Consider the following 22,189-nt stretch of genomic DNA (forward strand, 5'->3'; position numbering starts at 1 on the left):
GGGTGCATGAATTCGGGTAAGCCGCTGGTAATCGAGGCCGCCGTCAATGGATCGACCGCCAAGCAGCTCAATCCCCATGTGCCGCGGACGGTCGAGGAGATCGTCGCGAGCGCCATGGTGTGCGTGGACGCGGGTGCGGGCATCGTGCACAACCATAACGACGAGCCCAATCTCGGTGCGCCGAGCATTCATTCGGCCGATCCCTACGAGGCGGCGTGGTCGCGTATCCGGGAGGTGCATCCCGGTCTGCTGATGCACCCCACCACTTCGGGTGAGCGCTCGGCGGCGATCGCCGATCGGTTCTCGCACATCGTGGAACTGCACCGGCGCGGTGTCCTGACCATGGCCACCGTGGACGCCGGCTGCTTCGCGATGGCCGTCGACGGTCCCGAGGGGCCGGTGTCGCTGTCCCCGTTCGGCAATTCCGCGGCCGATGTCGGCCACCTGTTCGGCTGGTGCCGGGAGGTGGATCTGCCGTTGCACCTGTCGATCTTCGAGCCGGGGTTCCTCCGGCTCGCTCTCGCCCACCACCGGGCAGGCAGGCTGCCGAAGCGGACGAAGATCCAGCTGTACTTCGGCGGGCCGACGGCACTGTTCGGATTACCGCCGACGCAGGCGAGTCTGAACGCCTACGTGGAGATGATCGGTGCGACGGGCCTACCCTGGATGGTCGGGGTGCCCCGGGGCGATGTTCTCGGATCGGGGCTCGGCGCGGCGGCATTGCGTGCGGGCGGCCACATTCGAGTCGGTCTCGAGGATTACGCCGGGCCGGGGCAACCGGCCAACGAGGAACTGGTGGGGCGTGCGGTTGACTTGGGCGCGGGTCACGGTCGTGCTGCGGTGCCGCCGGATGATGTCGCCGCCGCGCTCTGGGGCTAGCACCCGGGGAGCGGCGTGGTAGGTGAACGGGGTCCGGCGGGTCAGCGGCGGCGGAGTGCCGGGTCGAGCAATGCCGGTGGGGTGTCGTGCTTTTCGCCGGGGGCGAGGTCGGTGCCGGGTGGGACGATGGCGTCGATCGCGTCCAGTAGGTCGGGGGACAGGGTGGTGTCGGCGGCGGCCAGTTGGGAGTGCAGGTGGTCCAGGGTGCGGGGGCCGATGATCGCGCTGGTCACGGCGGGGTGGGCGGTGACGAATGCCAGTGCCAGTTGGATGAGGGTCAGGCCGGCCTGGTCGGCGAGTTTCGCGAGCTGTTCGACCGCATCGAGTTTGGCGCGGTTGACCGGGGTTTCGGTGTCGAAGCGGTCGGGCATGAATTGGGAACGGCTGGTGGTGATTTCGCTGCCCGCGCGGATCGCGCCGGAAAGCCAGCCCGAGGCCAGGGGGCTCCAGACCAGCACGCCCATGCGGTACTCCTCGGTCACCGGCAGGACGTGGGTTTCGATGCCGCGTTGCAGGATCGAATAGCCGGGCTGTTCGGTGACGTAGCGGGTCAGGTGGTGTTCGCGGGCCGCCCACTGGGCCTGCACGATGCGGTAGGCGGGAAAGGTGGAGGAGCCGAAGTAGCGGATCTTGCCCGCGCGCTGGAAATCGGTCAGGGCCGAGAGGGTTTCCTCATCGCTGGTGGCCGGGTCCCAGCGGTGCATTTGGTAGAGGTCGATGTGGTCGACGTCCAGGCGGCGCAGGGAATCGTCGAGGGCGGTGGTGAGCCAGCGGCGGGAGCCGCCGCGGTGATTGCGTTCCTCGCCCATCGGCATGGTCGCCTTGCTGGCGAGCACGATATCGTCCCGGCGGCCTGAAATGGCTTGGCCGACAAATCTTTCGGATTCGCCGTCGCTGTACCGGTCGGCGGTGTCGATGAGGTTGATGCCGCCTGCCAGGGCGGCGTCGACGATGGCGGTGGCCTCGTCCTGGGTGGTGCGGCCGATGCTGCCGAAGTTCATCGCGCCCAGTGCGAGGGTGCTGACCTGTACGCCGGTGTTGCCCAAGGTGCGGTACTGCATGCGGTTCTCCTCGAAGCGATGGAATCGGGGGTGCGATACCCTCGTTAAACGGAACAACGTTCCGAAAACCAACATACGGAACGTTGTTCCGTTTGCCAAGTGGTCGAGGAGGTGCCGTGGCAGAAAACGGATCCGGGATGCCGCGCAAGCGGGCCGACGCCCGGCGGAATGCGGAAACCCTGCTGGACGCGGCCGCCGCCGCGTTCATCGCCTCGGGGGTGCACGTGCCCGTGCGCGATATCGCCGCCCAGGCCGGGGTCGGCGTGGGCACCATCTACCGGCACTATCCGACGCGCGCGGATCTGATCGTCGGCGTTTACCGGCATCAGGTCGAAGCGTGCGCGGCGGCCGGACCGGAACTGCTCGCGAGCAGCGCCACCGCGTATGCGGCGCTGAAAAGCTGGATCGATCTTTTCGTTGACTTTCTGGTCACCAAACACGGTCTTGCCGAGGCCCTGCAGTCCGATGACCCAACCTTCGAAACCCTGCACGCCTACTTCATCGAACGCCTCCTGCCGGTATGCGGACAATTACTCGCCGCGGCCACCGAGTCGGGCGAAATCCATTCGGATGTAAGAGCTTTCGAACTGATGCGCGGCGTCGGCAACCTCTGCGTCGGCGCGGACGGCCACCCGGACTACGACGCCCGCCGCATGGTCGCCCTGCTCATCGCGGGACTGGCGCGTTAGCGGTCGCCGAAGCGGCCGGGTCGCGGTGGACCCGGCCGAGCGTGGCCGGACGATCAGGGCTGCGCCGGGGTGAAGATGCCGAAGTGGTTGCCCGCGGTGTCGCGGAGTTCGGCGAAGACCAGGCCGCTCTTGGCGGTGGTGAGCGGGACCAGGACCTTCGCGCCGAGCTTTTCGGCGGCGGCGATGGTGGCGGCGACGTCGGTGACCAGGACCGAGAAGATGGCGTGGTTGGCTTCGCTGTCGTGGACGCGGGCGATGCCGCCCTGCGGCCGCGGGTTGCCGGGGTAGCTGACCAGGTCGTAGTTGCCGTCGAAGGCGGGGTCCGAGGTGTAGTTCCAGCCGAACAGACCGGCGTAGAAGGATTTGAGCTGTTCGGGCTGATCGCTGCCGATCTGGAACCAGGCGACGGAGTTGGGAGTCGGGGCGGTCATGGATCCTCCGTGGATGTGTGTCGGGCGGCTTGCTCCTCAACGATCTCGCGGCCCGGCGACAACCCCCTGTCGGTGTTTCCGGACCTATCCGAAAGCGACGATGCGGAGTTTGTGATCGGGCAGATCCAGGTCGCAGCTCTCCAGGGTGCGCTCGGGCACGGGCTCGTCGGTCAGGGCGATATCGGACATGCGGTCGACGCGGAAGACCCGGGCCGCCTCGCGCAGCCGGCACCAGGTCACCAGGCACCAGCCGTTCTTGCTGCGCAGCAGCAGCATGGGCTCGACGCGGCGGTGCGTGATCGCGCCCGCGGCGTCGGAATATCCGAACTCGAGTACCCGGCGCAGGCGCACCGCGTCCTCCACGAGCGGTGGAATGCCCTGTGCGGTAACGGGTTCGGTGCGTTCGATGAGCCCGACCCGGCCGACCAGTTCGCGGGCGGAGGCGGCATCGGGTTCGGGCATGGCCGCCAGGATCTTGCGCAGCGCACTGCGCCCGGCGTGCGCGAAGGGACTGTCGAGGCTGCGTTCCAGCGCGATTGCCAGGGCCACCGATTCGGCGGCGGTGAAGTTCAACGGCGGCAGGGACATTCGCTTGTCGAGGGCATAGCCGCCGCGCCGCCCGACATCGGCGTAGATCGGAACCCCGGATTGCTGTAGCGCGCTGATATCGCGCTCGATGGTCCGGGTGCTGACCTCGTAGCGATCGGCGAGTTCACGCGCGGTGCGCAACCTCGGTGCGATGGCGCGCAGGTCCTCGACGATCGCGTAGAGCCGATCAGTGCGGTTCACAGTCCCACGATAGATGCGGGCACCGACAACAAAGCGCCCCATCGCGAGGGGCGATGGGGCGCTGAGCTTTCGAAAGGCGGTGCCGGGTTACTTGGTGGCGGGTTTCCAGGTGGAGATCGCCCAGATGATCACCACGTCCAGGGCGATGATCAGCAGCGACCACGCCGGGTAGTACGGCAGCCACAGGAAGTTCTCCACGATCGAGATCGCCGCGATGATGATGGCCGCCACCCGGGCCCAGGTCGCGCCCGTCAGCAGGCCGATGGCGGTGAGCACCACGATGGCGCCGATGACGATGTGGATCCAGCCCCAGGCCGAGGTGTTGAACTTGTAGATGTAATCGTTGGTGCCGACGATCAGCAGATCATCCGAGGCGGCCGCGGAGATGCCCTGGAGAATCGAGAGCACGCCGACCACCAGCAGCAGCACACCCGCGGCGATCGAGGTGCCTGCCGCGACACCCTGCCGCACCGAATGATCGGTGTCCGTATCCGTGCTGTGCGCCATGGGAACCCCTTCGATGTCGATGAAGCACGCATAACCTGCTTCGATCTTGCACCGGGTTGCCGCAACATTGTGGCGACATGCCGGAGCGGTAGGCGCACCGCCGGGTATAGCCACTGGTCAGGGCGTAGTGAGTGCCTTCGATACGGCCGTGCCGAATGCCAGATCGTTGCTGGAGGTGACCTTGGTATAGGTACCGCCGGTGCGCTGGGCCAGGGTTTGCAGGGTTTGGGTGCCGGGGCCGCCGAGCACGATCACATCCACCCGCACCGGATGCGCGGGATCGCCCGCCGCGGCGATATCGGCGAGCAGTTGATCGCCGGTGACGGGGGAGTCGTCCTCCGGACCGTCGGTGATCAACAGAATCGTATTGCTGCGCGCCTTGGCGTAATTGCTCACCGCGTTGCGGTAGGCCGCCTCGATGGTGGGGTACGTGCGATCGGGTTTGGAGGTGCCGACGGTGACCGTGCTCAGCGATTGGGCGATCGCGGTGCGCTGGGCATCGGTCAGCGGGGCGGTAGGAGTCAATATCTTGTACGGGTTCTGCCCGTCCAGGTTCTTGGAGTACTCCCAGACGCCCAGCCCGAACTCCGGCGGCATGACGCCCATGGTCGATTGCACGGCCACGGCGGCATTGGCCAGCCGGGTGGTCGCACCGTCCAGAGTGCTCATGGAGGACGAAGTATCCAGCAGCACAGTCGAACTCACGCCGAGCACCGGATGCGTCAGGATCTGTTGCAACTGGGTCAGCACGGTCTTGGCGGCGACGGTGGCGGTGGCGGGCGGTGCGGCTCCGAAACCGTTGTCGGTGAACAACTTCGACTGGTCCGGCGCGCGCAGGAAGTCCGCGAACAGTCCGGCGACCGAATTCTGGGTCTGATCGACCCAGGAGCCGGTGATCTGCGCCGCCGGGAAATCGGCTACCGGACCGTTCTCCGGGGGCCGAAAAGCGGTGAGCCCGTTATGCGCTCGGATTTGATGTTCGGTCGCGGGGACGGCGTGCACGGGTGCGGCCGGATCGGCGGACAGATCCGCGAGCGCGGTCTGGGTGTCCTTCACCGTGGGCGCGTTCGCGGCGAGCAGTGAGATCGCCGAGATCACCTGCCCCGAGCGCACCGCGTTCTCATCGAGTGGCTCCGTGCCCGAGACCCCGGAGCCGACGGCCGCCGCCACCGCCAAGGCCGAGTCGCCGCCGGGCATGGCGAGTTTGAGACCGCCCCAAGGAGCGAGCCCGATATCGCTCAGCGAACCCTGTTGCAGCTTGGCCAGATCCGCCCAGTGCACCTGCGCGGTATCCATCGCCTGGCGCAGTTGATCCGGTACCGCCAGCGCGATCGGGCTCACCGCGACCGGTGCCGGGGTGCCGCCGATGAGGCCGGGCACCCGCATCGATTCGATCGAGCGCGACGAGTCCGGAATCCACAGCGCGGGTTGTGCGCCGAGCGCCGGATCCCAGGGATTCGTCGAGGTGAACGCGGTGATCATGGCCGCGGAGGGTTGCGGATTCACCGCCACCTGCGCGCAGTGATCGCGCACGATGGGCTTGGTCTGGTTGTACCGTTCGGCGGCGGTCTTGACCGGGGCCACGATATCCGGATCGACGGTCACATTGAGGGTGACCGCGCCCCCGGCGCAGGAGGACGCCGCGGCGTTGTCCTTATCCTTGGAGCGCTGCTGCAACCAGATCCAGCCGACGACGGCTAGCACCAGCACTATCACCGCTACCACTACGACAACCGGTCCTCTGCTGACACCTCGTGACCCGCCAGCGGCGCGATGAGTACCCACGCGCTCAGTCTATGTAGCGGGGCGGCCACCCCCGCCCACCAGGGCAGGGATGGCCGTCACAAGATCCGCTCAGTCGCGGACGCGGGTGCCGCGGTCGTACTCGTGCCCGCCCCAGACACCGGACTGGCCGGTGCGGGTGGCGAACTCACCGCATTCGCGGCGGATGGGGCAGCCCGCGCAGATGCCGCGGGCGTAATCGAAGTCCTGCGAGGGGAACGGGAACCATGCCTCATGGTTCGGGTCGCCCTTGCAGGCCGCGTGCTGCCAGTAGTTGGCGGAGTCGGAGATGGGGAGCAGATCCGCCAGCGTCTGCTCCTGAACTGCGGTATTCGTCATCGGATGTGCTCCTTTCGTTCCGATCACGCGGGGTGGGTTTCTTATTTCTAGGAGGCGGCGAGGTCCTTCCAGACCTGGCGCTGCCTCTTCTGCATCTCGTTGGGGGCCTTGGGTTCCCACAGCAGCGGCATACCGGCCTCCTCGGGAGTCCGGTCCGCCTTGGTGGTGTTGCAGGGACCGCACGCGGCGATCAGGTTGGCCCAGGTGTTCGGGCCGCCCTTGGAACGCGGGCGGATGTGGTCGACGGTGCGCGCCCAGCCGCTGCAGTAACCGCAGCGGTAGTTGTCGCGCCGCAGGATGGCGGCGAGGGTGGCTCGGCTGTCGTCGTCATGCACCAGGATCCGGTGTTCGAGGTAGATGTAGCGGTTGAGCCGGATGGTTTCCGGGAGCAACAGCTCCAATTGCTTCGAGCGGATCGGGAAGTGCGGCTGCCGGTCCTGCACCGATTCGGCGGCGCCGCTCAGGAGCAGTACCACCGCGCGGTCGGCGCGGATCTCGGTCAAGGCCTCGAAGGAGGCATTGAGCAGCAGCACACCGGTGTGTATCCAGTTGTCGGCGTGTATCTCCGGGTCTTCGGATTGACGGAACGGCATGGGAGTCACCATGTTTCGTGAAGAGGGCAGAACAGGAAAGGAAAAGGACGGTGCTTACGCGAGCACCCGGAGGCGGTCGATCTGCCGGCTGTCGCCGTACTTGCCTTGCAAGCGATCGCCCGCGAGCTGAGCTCGCTCTCCCGTCGGATTCGAATGCTGTTCGGGGAACACCGGATTCATTGCCGCCTCCTCCTTCCTGCTGCTTACGGCCGATTCGGCCGAGTGATCATCGTCGAAACTCATGGTGGCACAACGTGCATGCCGTTGTCGGCTCATTTTTGTGAGAGCCTGATAGGACAACGGCCCGCATCGCGTCTTTGTTCCTGCGGGACGAACCTCACAGGGACTCGGTTCGGTGACGGTCCTCGCTAGCGCAGACCTCCGAAGGTGCCCTGGCCTGCGATCTCCCGGGCCACGGGCAGCCAGTCGCCGCTCAATCGCGCCAGTCCGCCGCCGATACTGATTCGGCACGCGCCCAATTCACCGAGTTCGGTCACCGAGAACCTGGTGATCGGACCGGCCGCCAGCACGTTCACCGGTTTCGACAGCGCTGCGCACACCGCGCGGATGGCGTCGGCGTCCGGCAGGCCCGGGGCGTAGAGGACATCCGCGCCCGCGGCTTCGAAGGCTTGCAGACGGGCGATGGTGTCCTCGAGATCGGTGATGCCGTAGAGGAAGTTCTCGGCGCGGGCGGTGAGGGTGAAAGGGGTCGGTGACTCCTTGACGGCCTGTGCCGCCGCGGCGACCCGCTCGACCGATTCGCCGAAATCGCGGATGCGACTGTCGATGTTCCCGGAGGCGTCCTCGATGGATCCACCGGCGAGACCGGTCGCGATGGCCTGGCGGAACGTTTCGGCCACCTCGTCCGGTGTTGTGCCGTAACCGCTTTCGAGATCCGCGCTGACCGGGAGCGGGGTGCTCGCCGCGATCGCCTCGGCATTGGCCAGGACCTCGGATCGGCTCAGCGCGTTCACCCCGTCCTTGCGGCCCAGGGTCAGCGCCAATGCGGAACTGGAGGTCGCGAGCGCGGGGAAGCCCAGGTCGGTGAGTGTCCGGGCGCTGTGCTCATCCCACGCGTTGGCCACCACGAATACGCCCTGATCGTGCAGCCCGCGGAAAACTTCGCCCCTCGAAGTGTTGTCCATGAGGTCGATCCAACAGCACCGCACGCGGTTTCACGCTCGCGGTGACCAACATTCCTGGGAAGCCCGAGCGATGTAAAAAATTCTTTACATCATGTCGGGTTTTCTTTACTCTGAACGCATGCCGTTCGAAGAGAAACGCACCTGGATCCTCGGGGGTGCGGCCGTTGTCTCGTATGCGATCTACCTGGTCGTGGTGCTGACGCGGGCGCGTCCCGACGGGCTGGCGCGGGTGGGATACATCGCGCCGCTGCTGTGGGCGGTGGGGGCGTCGATTCTGGTGTCGATCGTGGCGACCATCGCGGTATCGATCGCCGCGCGCGACGGTGATCGCAAGGATCAGCGTGATCGGGAGATCGATCGGATGGGGTCGCTGGTCGGCAACGCGTTCGTTGTGCTCGGCGCGGTGGGCGCATTGATTCTGACCATGGCCGATGCCGAGCGGTTCTGGATCGCGAACGCGATCTATCTGGGCTTCACGCTGTCGGCGGTGGTCGGTTCGACCGCCAAGGTCATCGCTTACCGGCGGGGGTACTGGCCGTGGTGAAACCCACTCGCGTCACCAATAGCATTCGCGCGCTTCGCTTTTCGAACGGTGAGATGACCCAGGGGGAACTCGCCGATCGGATCGGCGTCACCCGTCAAACCGTCAATGCCATTGAGCAAGGCAAGTATTCGCCCTCGCTGGAGTTGGCGTTCCAGATCGCCAGGGTGTTCCGAGCGCCCCTGGACGATGTATTCGATTATCCGGAAGAAGAATCCCGATGAAGGCCATCACGCAGTACGCCTACGGCACCGTCGACATGCTCGCCTACGAGGATGTCCCGTCCCCGAAACCCGGTCCGGACGAGGTGATGATCCGGGTGCACGCGGCCGGGGTGGATCCCGGCGTTTGGCACATCATGACCGGGCGTCCGCTGATCGCGCGGGCGGCGCTGGGCCTGCGGCGGCCCAGGGAAACGATTCGCGGCTGGGATGTCTCCGGTGTTGTCGAGGCGGTTGGCGCTGACGTCATCCGGTTCAAGCGTGGTGACGCGGTTTTCGGCACCACCGGCGGTTCCTTCGCCGAATACGCCTGCGCCGCCGAATCGAAATTCCAGCCCAAGCCCGAGAATCTCGATTTCGTGGCGGCGGCCGCGTTGCCGACCTCCGGTATGACGGCCCTGACCGGGCTGCGCGAGGTGGGACGCGTCGAATCCGGGTGGAATGTCTTGATCATCGGTGCCAGCGGCGGCGTCGGCCATCTCGCGGTACAGCTGGCCTGTCACCTCGGGGCGCGGGTCACCGGGGTCTGCGGTGGCGATTCGGCGGAGTTCGTGACCTCGTTGGGCGCGACGCGGGTCATCGACTACCGGCGCGAAACCCTCACCGGCACCTACGATTTCATTCTCGATATGGCGGGCAATCGGCCGATCCCCGAACTCCGCGCCCTGCTGACCCCGACGGGCACGCTGGTCATCGGCGGCGGCGAGGGCGATGGCCGCTGGTTCGGCGGCACCGGCCGCACCGCCCGCGCCCAGCTCATATCGCCATTCGTCAGGCACCGCCTGGCGGGTCTGCTGTCCCTGCCCAAACCCGAAACCCTCAGGGAGGTGGCCGAACTCGCGGCGTCGGGCGCATGGGCGCCGCGCATCGACCGCACCTTCGCCCTGTCCGACGCCCCCGCCGCCATCGACTATCTGGTCAGCGGTCATCCCCGAGGCAAGATCGCCCTGGTCGTCGCCTGACGTCCGGTGCTCGAATCGGACGGTTTGCCGGGTCCGATGCGATCTGCTACTAATTTCACCTTGTGCCCCGCCTGAGTTCTTGTTCGACGAATATGTTCAACTCCCGAGGCGGAATTCTGTCATGACTCTCGAACGTGTTGTGGCGGCCCCGATTTCACCGGCGGAACCGGCGGAACCGGTAGTCCGCAGCCGGGGTGGGCGTTTCGAATTTCTCGACGCATTACGCGGTCTGGCCGCATTGGCGGTCGTGATCCAGCACTGCTCCGAACGGTTGTGGCCCGGGTATTTCCGTTTCTCGCAGGCCTATTTCGGCCTCGGCGAGTTCGGTGTTTTCGTCTTCTTCCTGGTCAGCGGCTTCATCATTCCGGCGTCGCTGGAGCGCGGCCGTTCGCTGGGCGCGTTCTGGGTTGGCCGGTTCTTCCGCCTCTTCCCGCTGTTCTGGGCCTGCCTGATCGCCGCATTGCTGCTGCACTCGATCAATCGATACGGTCTGCCTGCGGGCTTCCTGGCCAACCCCGTCGTGAACTTTCTGGCGAATCTGACGATGATGCAGTTCTTCATCGGCGGCTGGGATATTCAGGTGGTCGGAGCGTCCTGGTCGCTGTCCTACGAATTGGCCTTCTATCTGATTCTGTCGCTGCTGGTGATCGGCGGCCTGAATCGCCGCTCGGTACCGCTGGCAATCGCCGCTCTGCTCTTGATCGTCCCCGGCGCACTGCTGCCGATCATGCTGCTCAATGGCCCGGACTCGAACCTCACCACCCGCTCGATCGTCCTGGCCGCGACCCTTGTCGTGGCAGCCGTTTTCGCCTACCTGGCCGCCGACCGCCGCACCGCCCTGGCCGCGATCCTCATCGCGGCCATCGCGGTGCCCCTGATCCTCAACCAGCCCGGCGCCTCGGTCCTGACCTTCGGCTATTTCGCCACCATGTTCGTCGGCACCGTCCTGTACCGAATGACATCCGGCGAAATCACCCCCCGCCGCGCCTGGTCCGTCTTCCTCTTCGCCATCACCCTGATCTTCGGCGTGAGCCTGTTCGTCCAACCCGTCCTGGACCCCATCACCGGCGTCTGGATCACCTGGCTCAAACAACCCCTCACCATCATCCCCGCCTACCTGCTGTTCGCCGCGTTCCTGCTGCTGCGCCGCTACTCCTTCCCCCGCCCGCTGCTGTTCCTGGGCCGAATCAGCTACTCCCTCTACCTGATTCACGTCCTGATCCTCGACGCCCCGCGCTGGACCACCCCCATCCTCGGCATCCCCGCCACCTGGCTCACCCTGTGCACCTGGGTGGCGGCCGCCCTGCTGATCGCGACGGCGACCTACCGGTGGATCGAAAAGCCCTGCCACACCTTCGGCGGGCGAATGATCGCGAAAATCGACGCCAAGTAAAGCCAAACCCCCGATCGGACAAGCCGATCGGGGGTTCGTGCTATTCGGTTCTCCGACGGATCAGAGGAACTTCTGGGCCTTGGCCTGACGACGACGCCGGTGCAGGATCGGCTCGGTGTAGCCGTTGGGCTGCTTGGTGCCTTCCAGGACCAGTTCCTTGGCGGCCTGGAAGGCGATGGAGGCCTCGAAGTCGACGGCCATGGCGTGGTACGAGGAGTCGCCGGCGTTCTGCTGGTCGACGACGGGGGCCATGCGCTCGAGGGAGGCGATGACCTCGGCCTCGGTGACGATGCCGTGGCGCAGCCAGTTGGCGACCTGCTGGCTCGAAATGCGCAGGGTGGCACGGTCTTCCATCAGGCCGACATCCTTGATGTCGGGCACCTTGGAACAGCCGACGCCCTGGTCGATCCAGCGGACCACGTAGCCCAGGATGCCCTGGGAGTTGTTGTCCAGCTCCTGCTGCTTCTCCTCCGCGGTCCAGTTGGTGTCCTGGGCGAGGGGGATCTCGAGGATTTCGTCGACGGTGGCGCGGGGGCCGCCCTTGGCGATCTCGGACTGCCGCTTGAACACGTCCACCAGGTGGTAGTGGGTGGCGTGCAGGGTGGCGGCGGTGGGCGAGGGTACCCAGGCGGTGTTGGCTCCGGCCTTGGGGTGCACGATCTTCTGGGCCAGCATGTCGGCCATCAGATCGGGCATCGCCCACATGCCCTTGCCGATCTGCGCCTTACCGGGCAGGCCCGCGGCGATACCGGTGTCGACATTCCAGTCCTCGTAGGACTTGATCCACTGCTGGGACTTCATATCGGCCTTGCGGACCATCGGCCCGGCCTCCATGGAGGTGTGGATCTCATCGCCGGTGCGGTCCAGGAAGCCGGTGTTGATGAACACCACGCGATCCTTGGCGGCATTGATGGACGCCTTCAGGTTCACCGTGGTGCGGCGCTCCTCATCCATGATGCCGACCTTGAGGGTGTTGCGCGGCACGTCCACGACATCCTCGATGGCCGCGAACAGGTCGTTGGTGAAAGCGACCTCGTCGGGACCGTGCATCTTCGGCTTCACGATGTAGATCGAGCCGGTGCGGGTGTTCTTGAGCTGAGTGTCGCCGTTGAGCGCGTGCTTGGCGATCAGCACGGTGAACAGGCCGTCGAGAATGCCCTCGGGCACCTCGTTGCCGTCCTTGTCCAGGATGGCGTCCGAGGTCATCAGGTGACCCACGTTGCGCACGAACAGCAGCGAACGACCGTGCAGCACAAGGTCACTGCCGTCGAGCGCGGTGTAGACGCGGTCCGGGTTCATGGTGCGGGTGAAGGTCTTGCCGCCCTTGGACACCTTCTCGGCCAGATCGCCCTTCATCAGGCCCAGCCAGTTGTGGTAGCCCAGGACCTTGTCCTCGGCGTCCACGGCCGCGACCGAATCCTCGAAGTCCATGATGGTGGTGACCGCGGACTCCAGCACGACGTCCTTGATACCGGCGTCATCGGTGGAGCCGACCGGGGATTCGGCATCGAACTGGATCTCGATGTGCAGCCCGTTGTGCTTGAACAGCAGCGAGGTCGGGGCCTCGGGGGTGCCGAGGTAGCCGACCAGCGCGTCACCGTCGGCCAGGCCGATATCGGTGCCGTCCTCGAGGGTGACCTCGAGTTCGCCGTCGACGATGGCGTACTTGCTGGTGCCCAGGTGCGACCCGGTGATCAGCGGCAGCGCGTCGTCGAGGAAATTGCGGGCCCATTCGATGACCTTGTCACCGCGAACCTTGTTGTAGCCCTTGCCCTTTTCCGCGCCATTGGCCTCGGAAATGGCATCGGTGCCGTAGAGGGCGTCATAGAGCGAGCCCCAGCGCGCGTTCGCCGCGTTGATGGCGAAGCGGGCGTTCATCACCGGCACGACCAGCTGCGGGCCTGCCTGCGTGGCGATTTCGGCGTCCACGTTCTCGGTTCCGATTTGGAAATCGGCCGGTTCGGGACGCAGGTAGCCGATCTCGGTGAGGAACTGCTTGTAGGCAGCCTTGTCGTAGCCGGCGCCGGGGTTGGCGCGGTGCCACTCGTCGATCTTGGCCTGGATGTCGTCGCGTTCTGCCAGCAGAGCACGGTTACGGGGAGCCAGAGTGTTGATCACATTCTCGGCGCCCGACCAGAACGCGGCGGAGTCTACGCCGGTACCGGGAAGAGCCTCGTTCTCCACGAAATCGTGCAGAACGCGCGCGACCTGGAGCCCGCCGACCTGAATCCGCTCTGTCATCTACTGCCTCGTTTCGAGAAAGCCGGGTCAAAAAGTACGCCCGTCATGTTACTCGCGGGTATGCGGCGGGCGTTCGCGGCCTGGGATTCCCGGGCGATCCGGGACCTTGATTGTATCGCCCGGTACATTTAATGTACTGAGCGGAACATTAATGTCCGCGAGCGAACGCGAAGGTGCGGCCCATGGGAAAGCCCTTGTCCGGCAAGGTTTGTGTGGTCACCGGCGGTAGTCGCGGGCTGGGCCGGGAGATGGTGCTGGCCTTCGCCGAAGCGGGCGCGGACGTGGTGATCGCCAGTCGCAAGGTCGAGGCGTGTGACGCACTCGCCACTACCGTGCGGGAGAAATACGGGGTCCGGGCGCTGCCGGTGGCCTGCAACGTGGGCGTGTGGGAACACTGCGACGCACTCGTGGACGCGGTCTACGCCGAGTTCGAGCGGGTGGATGTGCTGGTCAACAACGCGGGCATGTCGCTGCTGTATCCGAGCCTGGATCAGGTCACCGAAGCCATGTTCGACAAGATCATCGGCACCAATCTCAAGGGCGCGTTCCGATTGTCGGCGGTGATCGGTGCGCGGATGGCGGCCGCCGGTGCCGGATCGATCATCAATATCTCCTCGATGGAGGCCACCCATCCCGAGCCGATGGCTGTGCCGTATGCCGCCGCCAAAGCCGGGCTGGAGGCCCTGTCCGGCGGGCTCGCACACACCTATGGACCGGCGGTGCGGGTCAACACCATTCGCTGCGGTCCGTTCGATACCGATATCGCCAAAGCCTGGCCGCCCGGGATGAAGGAGGCGCTGGGGGAGCACACCGCGCTGCGGCGGATCGGAACGTCCGCCGATATCGTCGGCGCGGCACTGTTCTTCGCCTCCGACGCATCGGCTTTCGCGACCGGGGCCACACTGGCGCTGGACGGTGGCTGGCGATGACCGTCGAACCGGTTCGCCGTCGCGGCCGCCCGCCCGCTTCGGAGGTGAATCCGGGGGAGACCCTGGAACGGATCACGCGCGCGGCCATGGAACTGTTCGCGGAGAAGGGTTTCCACGCCACCGGTGTCGCCGAGATCGGCGATCGGGCCGGGGTGCAACGCGGTGCGCTGTACTACCACATCGGCTCCAAGGAGGAATTGCTCTTCCAGATCCGGCGCGGCTACACCCAGCTCATGCTGGATGCCGCCGTTGCGATCGCGGACGGCCCCGATGATCCGGTCACCAAGCTGCGCAACCTGATTCGCACTCATGTGCGGCTCATCGTCGAACATCGGCACGAGGTCACCATCGCATTGCGCGACGCCGGTGCGCTCACCGGCGAACGCGCCGCCGACCTTCAGATATTGCGTGACGGCATCCAGCGCGCCTGGCAGCGCGTCGTCGACGACGGCTACGCGGCGGGCCTGCTTCGCACCAACGATCACGTCATCACCAAAAGCGTTGTGGCCATGCTGAATATGGTCAGCGCCTGGTACCGCGACGACGGTGAGTACACCCCGGATCAGATCGCGGACATTCTCAGCACCACCATCTTCGACGGTGTCGCGGCACCGGCCGACAACAAATGAAAGGCTGACCATGGCTTGGGATTTCGGAACCGACCCGGAATATCAGAAGAAGCTGGACTGGGTCGCGGAGTTCGTGCGCGCCGAGGTCGAGCCCCTGGACCTGCTCTACCCCGAACCCTACGACCGCAAGAACCCGGAGATCCGGGCGCTGATGAAACCGTTGCAGGAGAAGGTGAAGGAGCAGGGGCTGTGGGCCTGCCACCTCGGACCGGAGCTCGGCGGCCCCGGCTACGGTCAGGTGAAACTGGCGCTGCTCAACGAGGTGATCGGCACCTCGAAGTGGGCTCCGCTGGTATTCGGTTGTCAGGCACCGGATTCCGGTAACGCCGAGATCCTCGCGCACTTCGGCACGCCCGAGCAGAAGGCGAAGTATCTGCAACCGCTGCTCGACGGGGAGATCGGCTCCTGCTATGTCATGACCGAGCCCACCGGCGGCTCCGATCCGACCGCGTTCAAGACTCGCGCTGTGCGCGACGGCGATTCGTGGGTCATCAACGGTGAGAAGTGGTTCAACTCGGCCGCCGAATTCGCCAGCTTCCACATCGTCATGGTCGTCACCGATCCCGAGGCCGAACCGCATAAGCGGCTGTCGATGTTCATCGTGCCCGCGGACGCTCCCGGCCTGGAGATCGTGCGGAACTTCACCGTGCCCGGGTTCAGCGAGAATGAAGGGCATCTGCGCTTCACCGATGTGCGCGTCCCCGCCGACGCGCTGCTGGGTGCCGAGGGGCTCGGCTTCATTGTCGCCCAGACCCGCTTGGGTGGCGGCCGGGTGCATCACGCCATGCGCACGGTCGCCATGGTGCGCAAGGCCTTCGACATGATGTGCGAGCGCGCGGTATCGCGGCCCATGCGCAAGGGTGTGCTCGGCGGTTTGCAGATGACGCAGGAGAAGATCGCCGAATCCTGGATCGAGATGGAGCAGTTCCGGCTGCTGGTGCTGCGCACCGCGTGGCGCATCGATCAGGAACAGGACTACCGCAAGGTGCGCCATGACATCGCCGCCATCAAGGTCGCGATGCCGAAGGTCATGCACGATATCGCCCAGCGCGCCATGCATCTGCACGGCGCGATCGGCGTCAGCACCGATCTGCCGTTCGTGGACATGATGAATTACGCGCAGGTCATGGCGATCGCCGACGGCCCCACCGAGGTGCACAAGATCACCCTCGCCAAGGAGGTGCTCAAGACCTACGCGCCCGGTGATCCGGTGTACCCCAGCGGTTTCCGGCCCGCGCTGCGTGAACAGGCGCGGGAACTGGTCGCCCAGCGCCTGGAACACGCTGTAGGGAACCTCTGAGGCTTGCGTTGAAGTGCCGGAAGTCGCTGATTGTCGGCGTCTTCCGGTTCGGCGGGAATCAGCGTCGGCTCGGAGTCGTGAGTCCCCGGGCCGTGTCAATGAGCCTCGGGCCGGGCCGAGCGGAAGCGCGCCCGGTACGCCGACGGCGTGACGCCCAAGTGCCGCAGGAACACTCGACGCAGCGATTCATCGCTGCCCAAGCCGGATCGGCGGGCCGCCTGGGTGACGGACTCGCCTGCCTCCAACAGTGCCTGCGCCGTTTCGAGCCTGACCGTCTCCACGAAGGCGGCCGGGGTGGTGCCGAGGTGTTCGCGGAACAGGCGGGTCAGCTGGCGCACGCTGAGTGCCGCGTGATCCGCCATCGTGGGCAGGGCGTGATCGGCCGCCGGGTCCGCGACGATGTCGTCCAGTAGCGCCCGTAGCGGATCGTGCGGGGGCCGGGCGATCCTCGAAGCGGCGGAGAATTGTGATTGTCCGCCGGGGCGTTGCAGGAATACCACCAGGTCACGGGCGACTTCGCGGGCCAATTCGGTACCCGCGTCGGCTTCCACCATGGCAAGGGATAGATCGATGCCCGCGCTCACGCCCGCCGAGGTGAGGACCCGGCCGTCCCGGACGTACAGGGCATCGGGCTCGACGGTGATGCGGGGATAGGCGCGGGCCAGGGTCGCGGCATGCCGCCAATGCGTGGTGGCGCGGCGGCCGTCCAGCAGGCCGGTGGCGGCGAGGGCGAACGCGCCCGTGCAGATCGACGCGATTTGGCGGTCGGAATCCGCGAGTTCGCCTACGGCATCCAGTAATTCGGCCGGGGCGGGTGCGGCGGGCAGTTTGGGGGAGCCGGGGACCAGTACGGTGTGCGCGTCGGTGAGGTCGGCGAATGACCCTGAGACGCCCAAGGTGGCCCCGACCGAGGTCGTTACCGGATTCCCGGTGGGCGAATAGACCCTCAGCTCGTAGTTCGCGCCCAATTCGATTGCGGTGCTGAAGACTTCGAGTGGGGCGGTGACATCGAGCAGCCGCACCCCGTCGTAGGCGAGCATGGCTATCTGCTTATGCGGCACACCTCGATGGTAATGGCCAAATCTGTGGGGTGTGTGGCCATATGGACACGGCGGCGGGGTGGGCGCACGGCCGATGCTCTATTCATGACTCGCATCGCCGATATCAAGATCCCCGACAGCCGTCTCGCGACCGAGGCCACCGAACTGGTGCGTGATGTCGCGACCCCGCTGATCTACGACCACTCCCGCCGCGTCTACCTGTTCGGCGCACTCCAGGGCGAGCGCCGCGGGCTCGCCTACGACCCCGAATTGCTCTACGTCGGAGCCATGTTCCACGACCTCGGCCTCACCGAGAAGTACCGCAGCACCGACCAGCGCTTCGAAATCGATGGCGCGGACCAGGCCCGCGAATTCCTGCTCGCGCACGGTATTCCGGCATCCGCCGCCGACACCGTCTGGACCGCGATCGCGCTGCACACCACCCCTGAAATCCCCGCCCATATGGCCCCCGAAATCGCCCTGGTCACCGCGGGCGTCGAATACGACGTGCTCGGCATCGGCTACGACGACCTCCCCGCCGACACCCGCGCCGCCGTGGTCGCCGCCCACCCTCGTCCCGATTTCAAGAACCGCATCCTGGCCGCCTTCACCGAAGGTATCGCCGCCCGCCCCGCTACCACCTTCGGCAATGTCAAAGCCGATGTCCTGGAACGCTTCTCACCCGGCTTCACCCGCACCAATTTCGTGCGGGTAATCGAGAACTCCGCCTGGCCGGAGTAGCGGCCACCCTCCGTCATCCCGGCGTGCTTTTGGCCGGGATCCACACCTCTCGACGGTGTCTATGTCCAGCTGGCGTCGGGTTGGGTGGTGCGCGGTTCGATCCAGAGCGCCTCGGCGACCGCGCACAGTTCGCCTTCCGGCGTCGAAAGCGCCACGCCGACAGTGTGTTTACGTCCTTCGCCGCTGATCGGCCAGGCATGGGAGATGTACTCCGTGCCCGCGTGGATCGGCTGGAATTGAGTCGCGGTCAACGCCGCAGTGAACGCGCCCGGTGCCATACCGGAGTAGATCCAGGCCGCGAGTCCGCCCGGGCAATCCAGTGCGGACCAGACCGATTCCGTTGTCAGCTCACCGTTTTCGACGGCAAGCCCGGGATCGGGGGTCCAGGCGGCGGTCAGGACACGGCGTTCGGGCACAGCCCACGCGAACAGCCGTACGCCCCGGCCCGGTGCACAGGCCACACCGCAGCCGTAGCAGTCGCTGACTCTCCGGTGGGGCGAGGACAGCGCCGTCTCGGTCGCGGTCTTCGCTTCGGCCCAGGACGGGGTGGGCGGGACATCGAGATCCAGGATCGCCGGGGCGGCCTCGACGAGCAGGGTGCCGTCGGGGGAGCTGAGGGTCGCGTTCCCGTCCTCGGCGGCGAGCAACACCGGGGTGGAAATGCCGACCGCGCGGCGGAAATCGACGCGGACGGTGGGCGCGCCGCTGCGGGCCGCGAGCATGCCCGCCACATAGCCGCCGAACGCCAGCTCGGGGTAGCCGTGGATGTAATCGGGGATGGTGAGCGTATCCAGCGGAACGGTCATGCTGCCCAGGCCCTTCCGTCGACGGCGTCGATCATCCACTCGACGATATCGCGGGACGCTGGGGCTCAGCATCGGGGTCGCCGGGTGAGAAGTTCCACACCCGGCGCGTGGTCAGCCGACGTTGCCGCCGCCACCGTCCACGGTCAACTTCTGACCGGTGAGGTATTCGGCGCGCGGTGACACCAGGAAGCGCACGGTATCGGCGATGTCCTCGGGGCGGCAGACCCGGCCGAAGGGGGAGTGCGCGTCCAGGGCGCGAATGTCGTCCTTGCCGGTGACCGCTTTGACCAACCGGCGGCCCATCTCGGTGTCGACCAGTCCGGGCGCGACCACGTTGACGCGAATGCCGTGGGCGCGTTCCTCTTTGGCGAGCGTGAACGCGAGCGCCTCCAGTGCGGCCTTGGCCATGGTGTACGGCGCGCCGCCGGGCGCGTACGAGGTGGCCGCGACGCTGGAGATCATGATGATGTCGCCGCGCGGTTGAGATCGCATGGAGGGCAATACGAGCCGCGAGATGTGGTGCGCTCCGAGCGCGTGCGTGGACAGCACCCGCAGCATCTCGGCTGGATCGGTATCGGCGACGAACCGTCCGCGACTGGCGATTCCGGCATTGTTGACCAGCAGATCGATATGGCCGAACTCGTCGATGATGTGGTCGACCATCCGCTCGTCGTCCTCGACCGAATCCACACTGGCCTGTACGGCGATGGCCCGGCGGCCCAAAGCCTGGATGGCGGCGACGGTTTCGGCCGCCGACTCGGCATCGGAGCGATAGTTCACCGCCACGTCCGCGCCGTCCTGTGCCAGCGCCAATGCGATGGCGCGGCCGATGCCGCGTCCGCTACCGGTGACCAGTGCTACCCGTCCCGCCAAACTCATGGTGCCGACCATACCGAGCAAGCCATTGCCCGAGTCAAGGGTTTCCGTCCGGTCAGTGGGACTCTCATGACAGCGGCTGCACCCCGCGCTGGGCCAGCAGCAGCGTCATGATGCCGGCCTCCTGCGATTGTTCGGTGATCATGGCGCGGGCCGATTCCTTCACCGGCCCGGAGGCGATGAGCTTATCGGCGTCCTTGGCCATACTGACGCCGCCGGTGTGATGGCGCAGCATCAGTTGCAGGAAAAGCGATTCCGCGTCCGAACCCTTGGCGGCGGAGAGGGCGTCGAGCTCTTTCATGGTCGCCATACCGGGCATGGTGGTCGCCGCGCTGCTCGCCATGGACGCGTGATCGTGTCCGGCGGGCATATCCATATCGCTCATCCACGACATCGGATGCGGATTGGTCGGCGAGGCATTGGCCAGGCGCAACCAGCCGAGCAGGGTGCCGATCTCCACCCGCTGGGTATCGGAGATCTGCTGTGCCAGTTGCCGAATGGCGGGATCCACACCGGTGTCCAGGCGCTGCACCATGACCAGCGCCTGCTGATGGTGCGTCAGCATGTCCTGGGTGAAGCCGATCTCGGTCGGATTCAGCACCGCCGGGGCCGACTCGTTATCGGGAATCACCAGCGGGCGCAGCAGCATTCCCGCGCCGCACAGCAGCACGGCCAGCACAGCGATGACGGCGACGCGTACTCGGCGATCGGTCATCATGAGCCCACGATCGAATGCTGGTCGGCGGGCGGGGTGTAGATATCGTCGGCGAGCTGCAACACCATGAAGCCGTTGTCATTGCAGGTGGTCCAGAGTTGGCTGCCGTGCCATTCCGGTGGGGCGAAACACCAGTCGGTGGACAGGTCACCGAAGGCGACCATGCCGGTGCGTGACGAAAGCGCCTGTGCCGGATCGAATTTGCCTTCGAGAATGGCTCGCGCCGCGGACGGGAATTGCAGTCCGGGTACCCCGATGATCGATGCCAGCGCGTGCGGGGAATTCCACAGCTCCAGATTCCGGCCGGTGCGAGCGGGCGGGTTGTAGTACGCGATCTCCTTGGCGTGGAATGGATCTCGCACATCGAAGACGCGAATACCGGATTCCTCCCAGCCGCAGGCCAGGGCGGTCGGATTATCGGGGCGGTCCGCGGCGCAATAGTGCGCGTCGTAGGAGAACACCGAACCGCCCATGGACGAGGCCATGGCCGAATCCTGGTTTTCCAGCAGGTTGATCTCCAGCTTGATCTTGGCGGCGACCTTCGGATTGGTGTCATCGGAGATATCGATGAGCTTCACTCCGCCCGCGCCGCCCTCGTCGGCGGTGAACAGGTACGGCTTACCGTCATAGGTGACCGGAATGCTGTGCTGGGTGGCGAATCCGTCCGCCCAGAACACCCGGCCGATGTGGTTGACCTGCGGATTCGGATCACGCCGCTGGACCGCGCTGATATCGAGGGTGGTGAATCCGCCCAGCGCCGAGAGGTACATGCGATTACCGTCCGGGCTGATGCCGAAGCCGTGTGCCTCGATACCGGTCAGGCCCTGCCAGATCACGTGCGGATTGGCCGGATCGGTGAGATCGACGGCGCTCACGAAACCGGGCGCGATGCCCGAGGCCCAATAGGTGCGGCCGTCGGGGGAGAAGCCGCCCTCGTGCGTGGTGATCGGAATCGGCATGAGCAGATTCGTGCCCGCACCCGGATTCAGCAGGCGCGGATGCGCGCAATCGGAGATGTCGTACACCGACAGATAGCCCGCACCGGTGCCGACCGGAACGCCGGTGCCCACCAATAGTTTTCGCTCGGTATTGACCTTGAGTGATTCCCAGGTGCCCGCCAGCATGGCGGGTTCGGTCAGGCTCGCGGTCACCACCGGATTCGCCGGATCCGAGACATCGAGCACCTGCACGCCCTGCGCGGGGCCGAGAATATTGCCCGGGAACATCGACCCGGTATACGAGCAGTGTTCGAAGGTGGTCGAGGTGATGCCCGCGCCCTTACCGACATAACCGCCGACGAACGACATATTGCAGCGGTACCCCTGCGTGCTGCGCCCGCTATTGCGATCCGCGGCGGGCACATCGCCCTGCATTCCGCTTTCCGGTAGCGAATCCGGCCCGCAGTCCGCGCGCGGCACCGAGGTGCGTCCCACATCGAGGAATTGCTGTACGGCATTGCCGATATCGTCCGTCAGATCCGCCGATGCCCCACCCATCGGCAGCACGGCCGCGCCCATTAGCGCGGCCGCGAAAAGCATTGCGGGCCTTGACCGTCGCATTCCCGAGAACCGCTTCATCGC

General features: G+C 66.1%; 25 protein-coding genes. 10 read left to right on the forward strand and 15 right to left on the reverse strand.

All coding sequences use genetic code 11. The features are described 5' to 3' along the window. The first annotated feature begins 6 nt into the window (after window positions 1–6). A complete protein-coding gene (locus ACFVUS_RS02350) occupies window positions 7–879 on the forward strand; it encodes a 3-keto-5-aminohexanoate cleavage protein (RefSeq protein WP_387761344.1) in 873 nt (290 codons plus the stop codon). A 41-nt stretch (window positions 880–920) separates the two neighbouring features. Here the strand turns inward: ACFVUS_RS02350 and ACFVUS_RS02355 are convergent, their stop codons facing one another. Continuing rightward, window positions 921–1,940 (reverse strand): aldo/keto reductase, encoded by a 1,020-nt coding sequence (locus ACFVUS_RS02355; protein WP_387761345.1) that lies wholly within the window; start codon window positions 1,938–1,940, stop codon window positions 921–923. A 137-nt stretch (window positions 1,941–2,077) separates the two neighbouring features. On the opposite strand from ACFVUS_RS02355, the gene ACFVUS_RS02360 reads away from it, so the two are divergent. Beyond that, complete coding sequence (locus ACFVUS_RS02360) at window positions 2,078–2,629, forward strand: TetR/AcrR family transcriptional regulator (protein ID WP_387765360.1); 552 nt, start codon at window positions 2,078–2,080, stop codon at window positions 2,627–2,629. A 53-nt stretch (window positions 2,630–2,682) separates the two neighbouring features. Here ACFVUS_RS02360 and ACFVUS_RS02365 read toward each other — a convergent pair whose 3' ends face one another. The 8 genes from ACFVUS_RS02365 to ACFVUS_RS02400 all read right to left on the reverse strand — a co-directional run bounded on the left by ACFVUS_RS02365 (window position 2,683) and on the right by ACFVUS_RS02400 (window position 8,215). Beyond that, the gene (locus tag ACFVUS_RS02365) at window positions 2,683–3,060 is read right to left on the reverse strand and encodes a VOC family protein (RefSeq protein WP_387761347.1); all 378 of its coding nucleotides are present in this window, start codon (window positions 3,058–3,060) and stop codon (window positions 2,683–2,685) included. Window positions 3,061–3,144: 84 nt separating this feature from the next. After that, the gene (locus ACFVUS_RS02370; RefSeq protein ID WP_387761348.1) at window positions 3,145–3,849 is read right to left on the reverse strand and encodes a helix-turn-helix transcriptional regulator; all 705 of its coding nucleotides are present in this window, start codon (window positions 3,847–3,849) and stop codon (window positions 3,145–3,147) included. A gap of 87 nt (window positions 3,850–3,936) precedes the next feature. Continuing rightward, window positions 3,937–4,356 carry a hypothetical protein gene (locus tag ACFVUS_RS02375; RefSeq protein WP_375967748.1) on the reverse strand — a complete coding sequence of 140 codons (420 nt, stop codon included), beginning with the start codon at window positions 4,354–4,356 and terminating at the stop codon, window positions 3,937–3,939. Window positions 4,357–4,473: 117 nt separating this feature from the next. After that, on the reverse strand, window positions 4,474–6,081 hold the full coding sequence (locus tag ACFVUS_RS02380; protein WP_387761349.1) for a substrate-binding domain-containing protein: 1,608 nt from the start codon (window positions 6,079–6,081) through the stop codon (window positions 4,474–4,476). A gap of 129 nt (window positions 6,082–6,210) precedes the next feature. Beyond that, the gene (locus ACFVUS_RS02385; RefSeq protein WP_364633679.1) at window positions 6,211–6,477 is read right to left on the reverse strand and encodes a WhiB family transcriptional regulator; all 267 of its coding nucleotides are present in this window, start codon (window positions 6,475–6,477) and stop codon (window positions 6,211–6,213) included. A gap of 47 nt (window positions 6,478–6,524) precedes the next feature. Continuing rightward, window positions 6,525–7,070 carry an HNH endonuclease gene (locus ACFVUS_RS02390; RefSeq protein WP_364633681.1) on the reverse strand — a complete coding sequence of 182 codons (546 nt, stop codon included), beginning with the start codon at window positions 7,068–7,070 and terminating at the stop codon, window positions 6,525–6,527. A 54-nt stretch (window positions 7,071–7,124) separates the two neighbouring features. After that, entirely contained in the window at window positions 7,125–7,313 is a 189-nt protein-coding gene (locus tag ACFVUS_RS02395; RefSeq protein WP_387761350.1) for a hypothetical protein, read from the reverse strand. A gap of 125 nt (window positions 7,314–7,438) precedes the next feature. After that, window positions 7,439–8,215, reverse strand: coding sequence for an isocitrate lyase/phosphoenolpyruvate mutase family protein (locus ACFVUS_RS02400; RefSeq protein ID WP_387761352.1), 777 nt, complete (start codon window positions 8,213–8,215; stop codon window positions 7,439–7,441). Between the two features lie 118 nt (window positions 8,216–8,333). On the opposite strand from ACFVUS_RS02400, the gene ACFVUS_RS02405 reads away from it, so the two are divergent. From ACFVUS_RS02405 to ACFVUS_RS02420, 4 genes are all read left to right on the forward strand, one after another. Next, window positions 8,334–8,759, forward strand: a complete 426-nt coding sequence (locus ACFVUS_RS02405; protein ID WP_387761354.1) for a hypothetical protein — start codon at window positions 8,334–8,336, stop codon at window positions 8,757–8,759. Further along, entirely contained in the window at window positions 8,753–8,980 is a 228-nt protein-coding gene (locus ACFVUS_RS02410; protein ID WP_387761355.1) for a helix-turn-helix transcriptional regulator, read from the forward strand. Before ACFVUS_RS02405 ends, ACFVUS_RS02410 begins: the two co-directional genes overlap by 7 nt. Continuing rightward, a complete protein-coding gene (locus ACFVUS_RS02415; protein ID WP_387761356.1) occupies window positions 8,977–9,939 on the forward strand; it encodes an NAD(P)-dependent alcohol dehydrogenase in 963 nt (320 codons plus the stop codon). The genes ACFVUS_RS02410 and ACFVUS_RS02415 overlap by 4 nt, the downstream gene beginning before the upstream one ends. Window positions 9,940–10,060: 121 nt before the next feature. Next, window positions 10,061–11,332: an acyltransferase family protein gene (locus ACFVUS_RS02420; RefSeq protein WP_387761357.1), complete on the forward strand. Its 1,272-nt coding sequence runs from the start codon at window positions 10,061–10,063 to the stop codon at window positions 11,330–11,332. A gap of 60 nt (window positions 11,333–11,392) precedes the next feature. On the opposite strand, the gene ACFVUS_RS02425 is transcribed toward ACFVUS_RS02420, so the two are convergent. Then, window positions 11,393–13,573 (reverse strand): malate synthase G, encoded by a 2,181-nt coding sequence (locus ACFVUS_RS02425; RefSeq protein ID WP_387761358.1) that lies wholly within the window; start codon window positions 13,571–13,573, stop codon window positions 11,393–11,395. Window positions 13,574–13,755: 182 nt separating this feature from the next. On the opposite strand from ACFVUS_RS02425, the gene ACFVUS_RS02430 reads away from it, so the two are divergent. Genes ACFVUS_RS02430 through ACFVUS_RS02440 form a run of 3 tightly spaced genes read left to right on the forward strand, consistent with a single transcriptional unit; the run spans window position 13,756 to window position 16,431 of the window. After that, window positions 13,756–14,502: an SDR family NAD(P)-dependent oxidoreductase gene (locus tag ACFVUS_RS02430; RefSeq protein ID WP_387761359.1), complete on the forward strand. Its 747-nt coding sequence runs from the start codon at window positions 13,756–13,758 to the stop codon at window positions 14,500–14,502. Further along, the gene (locus tag ACFVUS_RS02435; protein WP_387761361.1) at window positions 14,499–15,131 is read left to right on the forward strand and encodes a TetR/AcrR family transcriptional regulator; all 633 of its coding nucleotides are present in this window, start codon (window positions 14,499–14,501) and stop codon (window positions 15,129–15,131) included. The genes ACFVUS_RS02430 and ACFVUS_RS02435 overlap by 4 nt, the downstream gene beginning before the upstream one ends. Before the next feature lie 10 nt (window positions 15,132–15,141). Beyond that, the gene (locus ACFVUS_RS02440; RefSeq protein ID WP_387761362.1) at window positions 15,142–16,431 is read left to right on the forward strand and encodes an acyl-CoA dehydrogenase family protein; all 1,290 of its coding nucleotides are present in this window, start codon (window positions 15,142–15,144) and stop codon (window positions 16,429–16,431) included. Between the two features lie 95 nt (window positions 16,432–16,526). On the opposite strand, the gene ACFVUS_RS02445 is transcribed toward ACFVUS_RS02440, so the two are convergent. After that, window positions 16,527–17,471: a GlxA family transcriptional regulator gene (locus ACFVUS_RS02445; protein ID WP_387765362.1), complete on the reverse strand. Its 945-nt coding sequence runs from the start codon at window positions 17,469–17,471 to the stop codon at window positions 16,527–16,529. Window positions 17,472–17,576: 105 nt separating this feature from the next. Between ACFVUS_RS02445 and ACFVUS_RS02450 the strand changes: the two genes are divergently transcribed. Then, complete coding sequence (locus ACFVUS_RS02450; protein WP_387761363.1) at window positions 17,577–18,212, forward strand: HD domain-containing protein; 636 nt, start codon at window positions 17,577–17,579, stop codon at window positions 18,210–18,212. Between the two features lie 59 nt (window positions 18,213–18,271). Here ACFVUS_RS02450 and ACFVUS_RS02455 read toward each other — a convergent pair whose 3' ends face one another. The 4 genes from ACFVUS_RS02455 to ACFVUS_RS02470 all read right to left on the reverse strand — a co-directional run bounded on the left by ACFVUS_RS02455 (window position 18,272) and on the right by ACFVUS_RS02470 (window position 22,186). After that, a complete protein-coding gene (locus tag ACFVUS_RS02455; protein ID WP_387761365.1) occupies window positions 18,272–19,018 on the reverse strand; it encodes a PaaI family thioesterase in 747 nt (248 codons plus the stop codon). Window positions 19,019–19,129: 111 nt separating this feature from the next. After that, window positions 19,130–19,897 (reverse strand): SDR family NAD(P)-dependent oxidoreductase, encoded by a 768-nt coding sequence (locus tag ACFVUS_RS02460; RefSeq protein WP_387761367.1) that lies wholly within the window; start codon window positions 19,895–19,897, stop codon window positions 19,130–19,132. A 64-nt stretch (window positions 19,898–19,961) separates the two neighbouring features. Then, entirely contained in the window at window positions 19,962–20,612 is a 651-nt protein-coding gene (locus ACFVUS_RS02465) for a DUF305 domain-containing protein (protein ID WP_387761369.1), read from the reverse strand. Further along, window positions 20,609–22,186 carry an LVIVD repeat-containing protein gene (locus ACFVUS_RS02470; protein ID WP_387761371.1) on the reverse strand — a complete coding sequence of 526 codons (1,578 nt, stop codon included), beginning with the start codon at window positions 22,184–22,186 and terminating at the stop codon, window positions 20,609–20,611. Before ACFVUS_RS02470 ends, ACFVUS_RS02465 begins: the two co-directional genes overlap by 4 nt. Window positions 22,187–22,189 lie beyond the last annotated feature (3 nt).

This window comes from Nocardia sp. NPDC058058, assembly GCF_042885355.1.
Classification (GTDB): Bacteria; Actinomycetota; Actinomycetes; order Mycobacteriales; family Mycobacteriaceae; genus Nocardia.

Coding starts and splice junctions, on each gene's coding strand:
- ACFVUS_RS02465 (WP_387761369.1), bottom strand. CDS start 20,612: ATGATGACCGATCGCCGAGTACGCGTCGCCGTCATCGCTGTGCTGGCC.
- ACFVUS_RS02470 (WP_387761371.1), bottom strand. CDS start 22,186: ATGAAGCGGTTCTCGGGAATGCGACGGTCAAGGCCCGCAATGCTTTTC.
- ACFVUS_RS02450 (WP_387761363.1), top strand. CDS start 17,577: ATGACTCGCATCGCCGATATCAAGATCCCCGACAGCCGTCTCGCGACC.
- ACFVUS_RS02425 (WP_387761358.1), bottom strand. CDS start 13,573: ATGACAGAGCGGATTCAGGTCGGCGGGCTCCAGGTCGCGCGCGTTCTG.
- ACFVUS_RS02395 (WP_387761350.1), bottom strand. CDS start 7,313: ATGAGTTTCGACGATGATCACTCGGCCGAATCGGCCGTAAGCAGCAGG.
- ACFVUS_RS02385 (WP_364633679.1), bottom strand. CDS start 6,477: ATGACGAATACCGCAGTTCAGGAGCAGACGCTGGCGGATCTGCTCCCC.
- ACFVUS_RS02355 (WP_387761345.1), bottom strand. CDS start 1,940: ATGCAGTACCGCACCTTGGGCAACACCGGCGTACAGGTCAGCACCCTC.
- ACFVUS_RS02435 (WP_387761361.1), top strand. CDS start 14,499: ATGACCGTCGAACCGGTTCGCCGTCGCGGCCGCCCGCCCGCTTCGGAG.
- ACFVUS_RS02445 (WP_387765362.1), bottom strand. CDS start 17,471: ATGCTCGCCTACGACGGGGTGCGGCTGCTCGATGTCACCGCCCCACTC.
- ACFVUS_RS02415 (WP_387761356.1), top strand. CDS start 8,977: ATGAAGGCCATCACGCAGTACGCCTACGGCACCGTCGACATGCTCGCC.
- ACFVUS_RS02455 (WP_387761365.1), bottom strand. CDS start 19,018: ATGACCGTTCCGCTGGATACGCTCACCATCCCCGATTACATCCACGGC.
- ACFVUS_RS02460 (WP_387761367.1), bottom strand. CDS start 19,897: ATGAGTTTGGCGGGACGGGTAGCACTGGTCACCGGTAGCGGACGCGGC.
- ACFVUS_RS02405 (WP_387761354.1), top strand. CDS start 8,334: ATGCCGTTCGAAGAGAAACGCACCTGGATCCTCGGGGGTGCGGCCGTT.
- ACFVUS_RS02365 (WP_387761347.1), bottom strand. CDS start 3,060: ATGACCGCCCCGACTCCCAACTCCGTCGCCTGGTTCCAGATCGGCAGC.
- ACFVUS_RS02390 (WP_364633681.1), bottom strand. CDS start 7,070: ATGCCGTTCCGTCAATCCGAAGACCCGGAGATACACGCCGACAACTGG.
- ACFVUS_RS02350 (WP_387761344.1), top strand. CDS start 7: ATGAATTCGGGTAAGCCGCTGGTAATCGAGGCCGCCGTCAATGGATCG.
- ACFVUS_RS02430 (WP_387761359.1), top strand. CDS start 13,756: ATGGGAAAGCCCTTGTCCGGCAAGGTTTGTGTGGTCACCGGCGGTAGT.
- ACFVUS_RS02360 (WP_387765360.1), top strand. CDS start 2,078: ATGCCGCGCAAGCGGGCCGACGCCCGGCGGAATGCGGAAACCCTGCTG.
- ACFVUS_RS02440 (WP_387761362.1), top strand. CDS start 15,142: ATGGCTTGGGATTTCGGAACCGACCCGGAATATCAGAAGAAGCTGGAC.
- ACFVUS_RS02420 (WP_387761357.1), top strand. CDS start 10,061: ATGACTCTCGAACGTGTTGTGGCGGCCCCGATTTCACCGGCGGAACCG.
- ACFVUS_RS02400 (WP_387761352.1), bottom strand. CDS start 8,215: ATGGACAACACTTCGAGGGGCGAAGTTTTCCGCGGGCTGCACGATCAG.
- ACFVUS_RS02375 (WP_375967748.1), bottom strand. CDS start 4,356: ATGGCGCACAGCACGGATACGGACACCGATCATTCGGTGCGGCAGGGT.